Here is a 12,941-nt window from a genome sequence, read left to right as displayed (position 1 = left end):
CCTGTGTATTAGATACGAATTGTCATGCCGTCCGCTACTGAGTAGCGGTAGGCACGCCATGCGGGGAGCAGTGCAATTACAAAGCCGACCAGCTGTACCGTGCCGAGTAGTACAAGCTCGTAGCTGGAGGGCCAGTCGACCGGGATGAAGAGGCCAAAATGGCTCTCGATTAGCGGCTGGGCGATCTCGAGCAGGCCGTAGAGCAGGGCGAGGCCGAGCAGGGTGCCGAGCAGGGTGAGGGTGAGCGCCTCGCCAATGATCAGCAGGGTGATCTGGGACGGTCGTGCACCGACCGAGCGCAGGATAGCCATCTCGCGCCGCCGCTCGTTGAGGCTAGTGAGAATCACCGTCACCATGCCGGTCAGGCCCACCAGTACCACGAAGGCGGAGACCGCCAGCAGCACCCGTTCGGCGACCCCCATCATGTCCCACAGCTGCTGCAGGGCGACGCCGGGGATGATCGCCAACAGCGGCTCCTTCTTGTAGTCGTTGATGTAGCGCTGCACCTTGAAGGTGCTGATGCGTGAGGTGAGGCCGAGGTAGGCGGCGGTGATCGACTTCGGCGTCAGGTCGTGTTTCAGCGCCCGTTCGGCCGAGATGGGCAGTCCCGGGGTGCGGCTGCCTCCCTGCCAGTCGATATGGATCGCCTCGATCCCGGCGAGCGGCACGTGGATGGTGCGGTCGAGTGGGGTGCCGGTGCGCGCGAGGATACCGGTTACGGTAAAGGGCTTGTCGTCATGGCTGACGAGGTTCACCCGGCCGGCACCGTGGGCAATGACGATCTTCTCGCCCAGCCGGTAACCGAGCTGCTCGGCCACCTCGGCACCGAGCACCGCATCGTAGACTTCGCTGAAGGGAGTGCCTTGCCGGAAATCGAGGGTGCGCTCACGGGCGAAACGGTAGTGGTTGAAGTAGTCAGCGGTGGTCCCCATCACCCGAAAGCCGCGGTGGGAGTCGCCGAGGGAGATCGGCACCGCCCACTTGACGTTGCGGTGGTGGGCGAGCTCCTGGAAGCTCTGCCAGGAGATGTTATTGGTGGCGTTACCGATGCGGAAGACCGAGTAGAGCAGCAGCTGTGTCGAGCCGCTGCGTGCGCCGACGATCAGATCGGTGCCTGAAATGGTGTTGGCAAAGCTCTCACGTGACTCGGTGCGCAGCCGCTCGACCCCGAGTAGCAAGGCAACACTTAGGGCGATGGAGATGAGGGTCAGCGCCGCGGTGAAACGGCGGTTCCAGAGGCTCTTGGCCGCCAATCTAACGATCGCCATCGGCCCTCTCCTTCGAGTCTGCTACCGCACGGTTGATCGCACCGAGCGGCAGGGTGTGGTTGAAGTGGGACTCCAGACTGGAGTCGTGGCTGACGAAGAGCAGGGTGTTGCCCGCCTCGTCGCACTCCCGAATCAGCAGCTCGATGAAGGCCTGACGACGGTCGGCATCGAGCGAGGAGGTCGGCTCGTCGGCAATCACCAGCTCGGGGCTGCCGATCAATGCGCGTGCCGCCGCTACCCGCTGCTGCTGGCCCACGCTCAGCTCGGTGACCGGGCGGTGGAGCAACTCGCCGCTGAGATCGAGGTGACCGAGCAGCCGTTCAGCCTCCTCTCCCGCTGAGTGTCTCTCCTCAACCCGTTTGCGGCGTCGTTTAGAGAAGTGGAGCGGCAGTACCACATTCTCCACCACCGAGAGGTAGGGGATCAGGTTGAACATCTGGAAGATGAAGCCGATGTGGTCGGCGCGGAAACGGTCGCGTTTGGCGCCGGGCAAGGAGTTGATCGTCTCACCGAGCAGGGTGATGGTGCCTCGCTGGGGGGTGAGTACACCGCCAAGCAGGCTGAGCAGGGTGCTCTTGCCGCTGCCGCTCTCACCCTTGATGAATATGCGTTCGCCGCGCGTTACGGCGAAGTGGTCGATCTGCAGGGTGGGATCCCCCGCCGGTTGCCAGCGGAACTCCAACCCCTCGATCTCGATGACTTGCTCTGAGTTATCCATAGTGCACTCGGAATGGCTGGAGGTGCAGCAGCACCTCCAGCGTTTAACTATTGAAGGTTGATGACGGCGTTGGCAGTAGTCAGCTCCACGGCCGTCTGCCCACGATCGCGAAGCAGTTGTACCTCGAGCTCCTCGGTTGCCGGGAAGGTCTCGAACAGTTTCACCGTTAGAGTGCTCAGGGCCGCGGGGTTATTGCAGGCAAAGCGGTAGCTGGCTTCGAAGTCGGCGTGCGCCTCTTCGCCATGACCCTCCTCATGATGAGCATCGTGTTTCTCATCGCCATGCGCTTCATCGTGATGTGCCTCATGGTGTTCATCATCAGCCTCCATCAGACCGCTCTCTACCTCCGCCTCGTGTAGTCGGCATCCTGCAGCTGCAGAGGTGATGAAGAGCCGCTCTGCGCGCCGCAGCTGCTCGACTGCGTGCTCCACGGCATGGTGCTCCTGCTCGTTGCGCGGCGCGTGTTCAAAACCGACGATATTCATCGCCGGGCTCTCCAGTTCGAGATGGAGCTCCCGACCCTCAACGGCGATGTTGAGCTGGCCGACGCCGTGCTCGTGCGCCTCGTGGTGACGGTGAACATCCTCCTCCGCGTGGAGGGGGGGTGAAAATGGGATAAGCAGCGCTGTAAGCGCGACCGCAGCGCTGCGAAATTCGCTTCTGTTCATACTCTTCTCTCCAGAGTGGTGCGCCTTACCGGTTTAGGGCAGGCGCGGTATCAGATAGGTAGATGTTCTGACTTCAGGTCAGGTGTGGAGGGGCGCGCGGAGAGAAGAGGCGGGTGTGGCTCTGGGTGATACCGTATTCGTCGTGAACCGGCGGCGGAGTGGCTGCGGAGAGGTAGCAATGGGTGGTCGCACTCGACAAAGCGGCCGCCAGGTGTCCACCGAGCTCGCAGCTGGCGCAACTTTCGTTATCGCCGTGGATGGCGTGTTCAATCTCGTGCTCCAGCAGGTGTGCCTGGGCGAACACCACGGCAATCAGCAGTGTGACGATCAGCAGGCGCAGGCTGGGTGAGGAGCTGAGTTTCATATAGCGGATGGTAACGGCAGCTGATCCACGATTCCAGTTCGTCCCTGTAGGTCTGCCGCCTTTTAATTGGGGCCAGTGTGAAGCTCCCCTAATATCTGAATAGCTTAAGGATCATGGTTGGCGTAAATGCGAACGGTGGGTCAGAGCCAGGTGGACACTCCGCGCGATAATTGCGAGACGATCTTAGACCGCACAGCATCTGGATAGGCCTTGCCAAAGGTGGGTGTAGTGTTGGTATCAAACAGAATCGCTTCACCGTTGTGGATCGTATAGTCAAATTTTCCATAGTCGAAACCTAGCTCCTCCCTTGCGGCTATGATCGCGGCATCCACAGGTACGAACTCAATGTCGGAACCGACTGCACCCTTTACGACCGGGCAGCTGGCGCGGGTACGAACCGCGCACCCCTCGTTACCAAAAAAGGCGTAGCTGCGCAGGTAGTAGTGATCACCCTCTTGCTCCGGAAGAAATTTCTCAACCACCAGAACGGGGTTAGCGAAAACAGCGCGCGGAACCTGTGACTTTGATTCGTAAACGGGATAGTTGATCGGTTTGATGCCGTTGACATAGGCGAGATGGTTAAGAGAGCGTGAGGCAGTTATCTGTCCAAGGGCTCGTAGTGAAGCGTGGACTTTTTGGGTAATCCGTTTGTGAAGGGGGTTGCCGCGAAGCGCCCGACGTTCAGGACCACCACCACAATTGCAGTCACTCTTAACGATAACGGGACCGTCGTAGTCGTCATCCGGTGAAACCAAATATTGGCTGAAGGCCGACTTGCGAATATCAACCACGCTCCGATTAACAACCGGGGTCGATAGTTTAAGCAGAGGACGGTACTCCTCGGGAATCACGCTGATATCGATCTGTGGAACAACTAGATCGGCTTCTTCCAGTTCACTGAGGTTGCGGACTATCTCAACTCGAAATCCCTGCTCACGCCATGCGTTGGCGAGGTGCCAGATTCTATACATCTGTATGTCATCATCACGAGTCGATTTATCAAACAGGATGGCTATCGTCGGTGCCTTACTCATGCTGTGAAGTTATCACGAATGCAAAGAGAGGGAAGGCTGCTCGGAGGAATAGGCGTTAAATTTGTTTGTTGCTTATTCGTGCTAACTACCACTTGTCGCAGGTGGCCATGACTCCGCCACCTTTGGCAGATGCCAGGCGATGATGGTGGTGGCAATAATCACCAGTGCTCCGAGGGAATACACAGCGACCACAGGATCTATCCCGCCACCAAGGGCCAGGGTGTAAAGGCCAGTGCCGGCGAGCATGGCGAGGTTCTCAAAGAAGTTCTGGATCGCTACCGCGCCACCGGCACCGATGGAGCGGTGGCCGAGCTCCTGCAGGGCGGCGTTGATCGGTACGACGAAGATGCCTCCGGACATGCCGATCAGGAGCAGCACGATCTTGGCGAGGGTAGGGTCGTTAACCGTTGCCAGTACGACGATCAGTGCGCCCATTACATAGGCGGCGACTCTGGCCCGACGTAGCCGCTCTATCGGTACCAGCCACGGCACGATGAAGGCACCAAGGGCGATACCAATGGCGATGAAGACGGTGAGATTGGCAATCTCGGCGGTGGAGCTGGTTAAGAGCACCGCCGGAGCCCAGGCGACCATCATCACCCGCAACACCACCGCAGCGGCCCAGAAGATGCTGGCTCCGAGCATTGAGAAGCGGGCGTGGCTGGTGGTGAAGAAGCGCGCCATCATGGTGCCGAAGTGACGGATGGCCGAACCCGTAGGTGGCTGTGTCTTGCTCGTTGTCTTCGGTACCAGCAGGCTACCGACAAGTGAGAGCAGATAGGCGGTGACGATCAGCAGTAAGGCATAGCTTATGCTCTGGTCGGCGATATTGGCACCAATCACTGCACCAAGCACGATGGCGATGATGGTCGATCCCTCGATCAGGGCGTTCGCCTTCACCAGTTTCTTGTGGCCGGTCAGCTCGGGAAGGATGCCGTACTTGGCCGGGCCGTAGACGGCGGCTCCGATACCGACCACTGCGTAGGCGAGCAGCGGTTCGAGGTTGAGCATCAGCAGCAGTGCGCCGAGTGCTTTGATCGCATTGCCGATGGTCAGTACCGAACGCTTGGCGTGTCGGTCGGCAAAGCGCCCGACCCAGGGGGCCAGCACCACGAAGGCGAGCAGAAAGGCGCCCTGCAGTGCCGGTTTGTACCACTCGCCGACGCTCGCCATCTCGCTGAGCATGGCGAAGGCGGCGAAGAGGATTGCGTTGTCGGCGAAGGCGGTAAGAAACTGCGCCACCATCAAGGTGTAGATGCCGCGATTCATAACGACTGCTCTACTGTGCTGCGTCGGCGATGCGCTGCGCGGCGGGGTAGTCGATCTTGCCGGTGCCGAGCAGCGGGATGGCAGTGTCGGTGATGAAGTGGCGCGGCACCGAGAGTTCGCTCACTCCCGTCTCACGTGCATAGCCGAGCAGTTCAGCGCGCGGTGACTCCTTCCTCTCTGTGATCAGCACCAGCTGTTCGCCCTTCTGCGCATCGGCCACCGAGACCACCGCATGCAATGCATCGGGCCAGACCCTGTTGACCAGCTCCTCGACCGCCGCCAGCGAAACCATTTCACCGCCGATCTTGGCAAAGCGCTTGGCACGCCCCTGGATGGTGACGAAACCCTCGTCATCGACGGTGACGATATCGCCGGTGTCGTACCAACCAGCACCCATGCTGCTCTGCGGCGGCACCAGTACACCGGGATTGTCGTGCAGCAGGTAGCCGCTCATCACGTTGGGGCCGCGCACGTGGAGTCGGCCACCCTCGGCGACACCCTCGACCGGCTCGAGGCGGTAGTCGATGGCGGGCATCAGCTGACCAACACTGCCGAGCTTGCACGCCATCGGGGTGTTGAAGGAGAGCACAGGGCTGGTTTCGGAGGCGCCGTAACCATCGAGGATGCGGTGGCCGAACTTATCCATCCAGACCTTGCGGGTCTGCTCGTGCACCTTCTCCGCCCCGGCGAAGACGTAGCGCAGTTTGTGGAAGTCGTAGGGGTGGGCGTGCTTGGCGTAGCCGGCGAGGAAGGTGTTGGTGCCGAAGATCACCGTGGCACCGATCTCGTAGGCGATCTCCGGAATGATGCGGTAGTGGAGCGGCGAGGGGTAGAGGAAGCACTTGATGCCGGAGAGTAGCGGCAGGATGGTCGCTGCGGTGAGGCCGAAGGAGTGGAAGATCGGCAGCACGTTGATGATCGAGTCGGTCGGGTTGAATGGCACGCTGGCGCGCATCTGCTGGTAGTTGGCGAGCAGATTGAGGTGGCTCAGTACCACCCCCTTCGGTACCCCCTCGGAGCCGGAGGTGAAGATCACCACCGCGGCATCCTGCGGGTCGACTGCACCGGCACGGCGGCGGTAACTCGATCTGGCGAAACGACTGGCGAGCAGGCCGCGCAGTTTGTCGGCAAGTGAGATTCCTTCGGCGATATCCTCCAGGTAGCAGATCTCAACACTCTCGCTCAGCCCCTCGATCACCGGCTCCAGCTTCCCCTTCTCTATGAAACTGCGCGAGGTGATCACGGTATTGATCTGGGCCGTCTCGCAGGCGCCACGCATGCCGTTGAGCCCGGCGGTGAAGTTGAGCATTGCCGGAGTGCGACCGTGCGCCTGCAGACCCAGCAGCGAGACGACGGTGGCGGAGGCGTTGGGTAGCAGCAGTCCGACCCGTTCGCCGTGGTGGCTCAATGCCGCCAGCTTCTCACCGAGCACGAAGGCGCCGGTGATCAGACGGTCGTAACTGAGCGGTTTGCGCTTGATGTCATCGAGCACCACGGTTTTGCGGCCGAATGTCTTGCGCGCATCGATCACCGCATCGAAGAGCGTCTGGTGGTGATCGCTGGTCTCGAACATCATATCGACCATGATGCGGTGGAGCCGCTCGCCCGAGTATTTGCGCTGTTCGTGGCGGCTGATCCCCTCCGGCGGGACGATGCGCTGGGGTGGAAGGATGGTGATCTTTACCTTGGGGAACCAGCGCAGCGGCACAATCCCCTGCAGCCGCGAGAGGGGGGAGCGCTCGGCGCCGTCGATGCGGACCGGCAGGATGGTCGACTCGGCGTGCTCGGCGACCATGCCGGGGCCATCGTAGATCTTCATCAGCGAGCCGGTGGTGGTGATGCGCCCCTCGGGGAAGATCACCGCCTTGCGGTCACCCTTCAGGTACTTGATCAGCGCCTTGGTCGAGAGCGGATTGGTCGGGTCCATCGGGAAGAGGGTGGCGAAGGCGTAGAAGGGGCGGAATATCTTGCGCTGTGCCATCTCGGTGTTGATGGCAAAGGTCGGCTTGCCGGGCAGGAAGAGGGTGAGCAGTGCGGCGTCGAGAAAGGAGGTGTGGTTGGCGACAATCAGGACCCGCTCGCCGGCGGCGTGGTAGTTCTCCATCCCCTTCAGCTCGACGCGGTAGAGCAGGCCGACCAGGGTGCGGAAGAAGATCTTTAGTAGTTTGATGATTGCCCGTTTCATGCTGAGAGTCCTTTCAGATAGTTGCTGATCAACGCCTCGGCCAGCTCCTGGCCCGAGGATTCGCCGACCACGTCGAGCTTATTGGCGTGCTGCAGATTGCAGATGCCGTGCACCCCGCTCCAGAGAACCCGCGCAGCGCGTTTGCGCTCCTCGTCGGAGAGGGTGGTCATCGGCTCCAGCGCCCTCTCCACCAGTGCGAACATGCGTGAAACCTTCGCCTGGTACCAATCCGGCACCTCCTCACCCTCGGGAGTGATGTGCTCGTAGATCATCCCCCAGCGGCGGCTGTAGCTGTTGGCGTGGTGGATATAGCAGTTTCCGAGCGCCATCACGCACTGCTCGGGTGTCTCGCAGTCGTTGGCGGCGTCGACCATCTCAGCGTAGAGGGTGTCGAGGGTGCGGGCGTTGACGTGGAGGATCAGCTCCTCGAGGTTCTTGAACACCAGATAGAGGGTGCCGACGGTGTAGCCGATCGCCTTGGCGATCTTGCGTGCGCTCAGCCCCTGGCACCCCTCCATCGCCACGATATGCTCGGCGGCGGCGAGCGCCATCTCCTTGATCTCCTCGCGGCTGTGGTCACTGCGTCTGGCCATCTCTCTACTCCTTATATGTTGCACTCTTGGGTGCAGCTCTCGTTTTTCAGTAAGTCTAGCAAAAATATTGAACGGTGTTTATTTGTGTGCTACAAATTAACTGAGCACTGTTCATTAATCAACCCCTCCCATCAAATCCAGTCACGTGAGGGGTTAAAAGAGAACATTAATTGAACGGTGTTTTTATTAATGCTTAATAACCCTGGAGGATATGAATCATGAATAGAGAACGAAACAAAAGAACGATCTGGCAGCTGCTGGTTGTAACGCTGGCGCTGGTCGTAGGCAGTGCCACACAGGCAGCGGGGCTACTGACTCCGACGGGCAGCAGCCTGCCGGCGCTGGAGATCAGAGATCATAACGTCAGCGTGGTGATCGAAGATGGTTACGCCATCACCACCGTGGAGCAGCAGTTCCACAACCCGCACGCTCAGGATCTGGAGACGGTCTACTCCTTCCCGGTACCGGCTCACGGTGCGGTGGCGGAGTTCACGATGTGGATCGATGGCAAGCCGGTGAGCGGTGAGGTGCTGGAGAAGGGGGAGGCGCGCCGCGTCTATGAGGAGGAGAAGGCGGCGGGGCGAGAGGCGGGCATTACCGAGAAGGATAGCCATAAATCCTTCGATATCTCGGTCAGTCCGGTGCGCGCTGGGGACGATACCCGTATCCGCCTGGTCTACCTGCAACCGGCCCATATCGACAGCGGCATCGGCCGTTACGTCTATCCACTGGAGGAGGGGGGTGTCGATGAGCAGAAGCTCGCCTTCTGGACTGCCAACGAGAAGGTGACCGGCAGTTTCAGTTTCGATCTGCAGCTGCGCTCAGCCTACCCGGTCGATGCGGTGCGCGTACCGGGGCAAACCGCCGCGCAGGTGTCGCAGCGGAGCGGGGGTGTATGGGATGTGAACATCGCCTCGGTCGCGTCTGCGACGGCATCGAGTGCGACCACTGGTGATGACGATCAGCAGGGTGCAACGGCAATTCCCTTCAATCCGCAGGGTGGTGCAGTCGCCTACACACTCGACAAGGATCTGGTGGTCTACTGGCGTCAGCAGGAGGGGCTGCCGGGTAGTGTCGATCTGATCACCCACAAAACCGATGCAAACGGTCGCGGTACCTTCATGCTGGTGGTGACCCCCGGTGAGGATCTGCAACCGATCACCGAGGGTCGTGATTACATCTTTGTACTCGATATCTCAGGTTCTATGCGAGGCAAGTTCGCCACGCTGGCCGATGGCGTGAGCCGCGCGCTGCAGAAGATGAGCGGTAACGACCGCTTCCGCATCGTGCTCTTTAACAGTGGTGCACGTGAGCTGACCCCAGGGTATGTCGCCGCGACGGCTGAGAGTGTTCAGCGTTATAGCGACAAGGTGGCAGCGGTACAGCCGACCAGTGGTACCAACCTCTTCGGTGGCATTGAGCTGGGGCTGAAATCGATCGATCCCGATCGCAGTAGTGCGGTGGTGCTGGTCACCGATGGTGTGGCCAACGTCGGTGAGACGGTGCAGCGCAAGTTCATCGAGTTGATCGAGAAGAAGGACATCCGTCTCTTTACCTTCATTATGGGCAACAGCGCCAATCGTCCACTACTGGAGGCGGTAAGCAAGGCCTCCAACGGCTTTGCGATGAGTATCTCTAACAGCGATGACATCGTCGGTCAGCTGCTGGCTGCAACCAGCAAGATGACCCATCAGGCGCTGCACGGTGTGGAGCTGAAAATCGACGGCATTAAAACAGCCGATCTCACACCGAAGCAGATCGGTAGCCTCTACCGTGGTCAGCAGCTAGTCGCCTTTGGTCACTACTGGGGCGATGGCGAAGCGGAGATTACCCTGAATGCGAAGATCTCCGGTGATAAAAAACAGTACCGGAGTCGATTCAACTTCCCGGCAACGGCAACCACTAACCCCGAGATCGAGCGACTCTGGGCCTACGCCACCATCGAGCAGATGGTGGGTGAGATGGAGGACTTTGGCGAGAAGGCCGATCTGAAACAGGCAGTGACCGATCTCGGCAAGGGGTTTTCACTGGTAACCGACTACACCTCGATGGTGGTGGTGCGTGATGAGGTCTTTGCGCAGCGCGGAATTCAGCGCATCAACCAGGCGAGACGTCAGCAGGAAGTTGCAGCGCAGCAGCAACGCAAGGCACAGGCGCCGGTGCAACGCCGGGTTGATAACAGCCAGCCGATGTTCAGTGGTTCACGACCCAGCTTCGGTGGTGGCGGGGGCGGCGCATTGGGTCCCTGGGGTCTACTGCTTCTGTTGCCGCTGGTGATCTGGATCGGACAGCGTAATCGCGACGAGTAAACGTCATGAGGAGGCATCGATGAGGGGTCGGAGTCGGTTTTGACTCCGAACCCATGCGTTAGTCATCGATGAGAGTAAGTTTCTGCGCACGAGTGAGCTGCTTGATCGCATACTCGCGTTTCTGCGCCTCGGAGCGCGAGGCGGAGGGTTCGGAATAGATCAAGGTCACCGGACGACGGGCGCGGGTATAACGAGCCCCCAGCTTGCCCGCGTTGTGTTGATCGATACGCTGCTCAAGATCCTTGGCGATGCCGGTGTAGAGCGTATCGTCGCTGCAGCGCACGATGTAGGTGTGCCACTCGTCGATGGAGTCGGTCATGTTCTGTTTCGGTTTAGATCGGATTGGGCATGATAAGCGATGTTGCTGGCTGGCTGGGGATGGCACGATACTTTGCAGCCCAATCGGTGTTGACCCGTATCAATCTTATATTTCAATGCCTATGCTAAGTTGCACGCCACGAAAACGAGGTAACAGCAGAAATGGCCAAGAAGGGAAAAATTCAGCAAGCCGTCGTCATTACGGCTTATATCAACTATCTGTTGGCGATCGGCTGCATGGTATTGAGCTATGTGAAGTATCAGGAGCACGGTTCTGAGCATCCCGTCACTGCGGCGTTTATGGCCTCGGTGGTCTTCTTTGTCGGCGTCGGCATCGTCCTGCATGTGATCGGTCGCACCAATCTGCCTTCACTCAAGGTGATTCCCGGCGAGTGATTTCATCCGCCGTCTGTAAAAGCGGTTAATCTGCACACTCTCTTCACATTCCATCCCTACTCTCAACATTGTGATTAATGCAATGTGGAGTCGATGAGATGCACTACCTCTATCTAATATTTGCAGCGTTTATGTTTGCCGCGGCGGTAACGGCCGCACAGATGCCGGAGCGTGGTCCGATGGGTGGGCCGCCACCGGAGGCGAAGTCGGCGTGTCAGAGCAGTAGTGAAGGTTCGCAATGTAGCTTCACGGCACCGCACGGTAGGGTGAGCGGAAGCTGCCGAAGCATGGGGCAGGATGGCAGGGTCTGTGTGCCGGAGCGTGGTCGAGGTGGTCCCGGTGGTCCCGGTGGTACAGGAGATCAGGGCAGACCCGCTGGACCGGGAGGATCGGGCGAGATGCAGCCACGTGGTGCTCGACCCTCTGCGCTGAATATCTCTGCGACAAACCCCACGGCACAGGCAAGTTCGAGCCGTATTGCCGATACGATGCAGGGAAGTTGTTTCGATGGGCGAGGCAAGATCGACTGTCCGGCTGAGGGGGAGCCTTTCTATGGACAGGATGCAAGCTTCGTCGGTGGACCTCAGGCATATACCGATCATGGCAACGGTACAGTGACGGATCACTCGACGGGCCTGCAGTGGCAGCAGGAGCATAACCGGGAGCGGCTCGGTTTTTATGCGGCGAAACGTGCCTGCGAACAGCTCGAGCTGGCTGGGCGTGACGACTGGCGGCTGCCTAATATCAAATCACTCTTCTCGATCAGTGACTGGCGTGGCGTGACCGGTAGCCGTTTCTTTATCAACAGTCGTTATTTTGAACTAGAGGAGCCGGATGAGTCGATTCTTACGGGTGACCGCTTCCGCTCCACCCACCGCACCAGCATGATGGGTCAGACCTGGTCGAGTACGATCTATGCGGGTGACCACTGGGGGCGCAATGTCGAGGCCGCCTTCTTTTTTAACTTTCTCGATGGTCGGATCAAACAGGCGCCGACCAATGGTCGTTACGGCCTCTTCTACCGCTGCGTGCGTGGCGAGCCTTATGGCGAAAATCTACTGGTCGACAATCGTAATGGCACCATCAGCGACCGGAAGAGTGGTCTGGTCTGGCAGCAGTCAGATGATGGTAAGGAGCGTGACTGGCCGCAGTTGCTCGCCTACTGCAACGACCTGCAGCTGGCTGGCAAAGATGATTGGCGACTGCCCAACGTGAAGGCGTTGCAGAGTATTGTTGATTACCGCAACGCCTACCCGGCAATCGATATGCGCTTTTTTGCCCAGCGCGATAGCCGTGGCTGGTTCTGGTCGAGTACCACCCACGGCGATAGTGCGGGTATGGCGAACTACGTCTGTTTCGGTGCCTGTACCTCGGTTGATGGGGTCGATACCCACGGTGCCGGTGCACAGCGCAGCGATCCAAAAACCGGTGAACCGAAATCATGGCCGGCGATGGGCGGGCAGCGTGATGAGGTGCGCATCTATAACTATGCGCGCTGTGTACGCGATGCAGTCTGAACCTGTATGACGGCAGTAGACTGCCGAGAACAAGCCTCCATTAACTGCCCATGTCATGGCAATGCTCGTAACTCACTCTCCTGAAAGTGCGTCGATTTGCTGCATCCTCTACCCCTTATTCTAATAGTGAGGGAAGAGGTTTCTGTCGTTGTAGCCCGGATGAAGCGAAGCGCAATCCGGGAAGATCGCTACAAGACCCCGGATTGCGTGCTACTCCATCCGGGCTACGAGCTGATCGGTCCCAGATGCCCACACACTTCTCAACAACACCTCCTTGTGGAGAGAGCTGCTAAACTCCGCGC

12 protein-coding genes are annotated in these 12,941 nt (G+C 59.5%); 3 read left to right on the top strand and 9 right to left on the bottom strand.

What is annotated here, in order from left to right; translation table 11 throughout:
• Nucleotides 1-8: 8 nt before the first annotated feature.
• The 8 genes from BOW52_RS05610 to BOW52_RS05575 form a co-directional block, all read right to left on the bottom strand.
• Entirely contained in the window at nucleotides 9-1,268 is a 1,260-nt protein-coding gene (locus BOW52_RS05610; protein ID WP_078483111.1) for an ABC transporter permease, read from the bottom strand.
• Nucleotides 1,255-1,986 (bottom strand): ABC transporter ATP-binding protein, encoded by a 732-nt coding sequence (locus BOW52_RS05605; protein ID WP_078483110.1) that lies wholly within the window; start codon nucleotides 1,984-1,986, stop codon nucleotides 1,255-1,257. The genes BOW52_RS05610 and BOW52_RS05605 overlap by 14 nt, the downstream gene beginning before the upstream one ends.
• A gap of 47 nt (nucleotides 1,987-2,033) precedes the next feature.
• Nucleotides 2,034-2,654, bottom strand: coding sequence for a DUF2796 domain-containing protein (locus BOW52_RS05600; protein WP_078483109.1), 621 nt, complete (start codon nucleotides 2,652-2,654; stop codon nucleotides 2,034-2,036).
• A gap of 73 nt (nucleotides 2,655-2,727) precedes the next feature.
• Nucleotides 2,728-3,018 carry a hypothetical protein gene (locus BOW52_RS05595; protein ID WP_078483108.1) on the bottom strand — a complete coding sequence of 97 codons (291 nt, stop codon included), beginning with the start codon at nucleotides 3,016-3,018 and terminating at the stop codon, nucleotides 2,728-2,730.
• A gap of 140 nt (nucleotides 3,019-3,158) precedes the next feature.
• The gene (locus BOW52_RS05590; RefSeq protein WP_078483107.1) at nucleotides 3,159-4,052 is read right to left on the bottom strand and encodes a hypothetical protein; all 894 of its coding nucleotides are present in this window, start codon (nucleotides 4,050-4,052) and stop codon (nucleotides 3,159-3,161) included.
• 81 nt (nucleotides 4,053-4,133) lie between these two features.
• Nucleotides 4,134-5,321: a lysophospholipid transporter LplT gene (lplT, locus tag BOW52_RS05585; RefSeq protein WP_078483106.1), complete on the bottom strand. Its 1,188-nt coding sequence runs from the start codon at nucleotides 5,319-5,321 to the stop codon at nucleotides 4,134-4,136.
• A gap of 10 nt (nucleotides 5,322-5,331) precedes the next feature.
• Nucleotides 5,332-7,506 (bottom strand): AMP-binding protein, encoded by a 2,175-nt coding sequence (locus BOW52_RS05580; RefSeq protein WP_078483105.1) that lies wholly within the window; start codon nucleotides 7,504-7,506, stop codon nucleotides 5,332-5,334.
• Entirely contained in the window at nucleotides 7,503-8,099 is a 597-nt protein-coding gene (locus tag BOW52_RS05575) for a TetR/AcrR family transcriptional regulator (protein ID WP_078483104.1), read from the bottom strand. The genes BOW52_RS05580 and BOW52_RS05575 overlap by 4 nt, the downstream gene beginning before the upstream one ends.
• 218 nt (nucleotides 8,100-8,317) lie before the next feature.
• Here BOW52_RS05575 and BOW52_RS05570 point away from each other — a divergent pair, with 218 nt between their 5' ends.
• On the top strand, nucleotides 8,318-10,408 hold the full coding sequence (locus tag BOW52_RS05570) for a VIT and vWA domain-containing protein (RefSeq protein ID WP_078483103.1): 2,091 nt from the start codon (nucleotides 8,318-8,320) through the stop codon (nucleotides 10,406-10,408).
• Nucleotides 10,409-10,466: 58 nt separating this feature from the next.
• Here BOW52_RS05570 and BOW52_RS05565 read toward each other — a convergent pair whose 3' ends face one another.
• Nucleotides 10,467-10,727: a GIY-YIG nuclease family protein gene (locus BOW52_RS05565; protein WP_078483102.1), complete on the bottom strand. Its 261-nt coding sequence runs from the start codon at nucleotides 10,725-10,727 to the stop codon at nucleotides 10,467-10,469.
• Between the two features lie 161 nt (nucleotides 10,728-10,888).
• On the opposite strand from BOW52_RS05565, the gene BOW52_RS05560 reads away from it, so the two are divergent.
• Nucleotides 10,889-11,122 (top strand): hypothetical protein, encoded by a 234-nt coding sequence (locus BOW52_RS05560; protein ID WP_078483101.1) that lies wholly within the window; start codon nucleotides 10,889-10,891, stop codon nucleotides 11,120-11,122.
• Between the two features lie 98 nt (nucleotides 11,123-11,220).
• The gene (locus tag BOW52_RS05555; protein ID WP_172840190.1) at nucleotides 11,221-12,639 is read left to right on the top strand and encodes an Lcl C-terminal domain-containing protein; all 1,419 of its coding nucleotides are present in this window, start codon (nucleotides 11,221-11,223) and stop codon (nucleotides 12,637-12,639) included.
• Nucleotides 12,640-12,941 lie beyond the last annotated feature (302 nt).

Source organism: Solemya pervernicosa gill symbiont (assembly GCF_002020875.1).
GTDB lineage: Bacteria > Pseudomonadota > Gammaproteobacteria.
The sequence above is the reverse complement of the archived record's forward strand: the minus strand, read 5'-3'. Positions and strand labels throughout refer to the sequence as shown.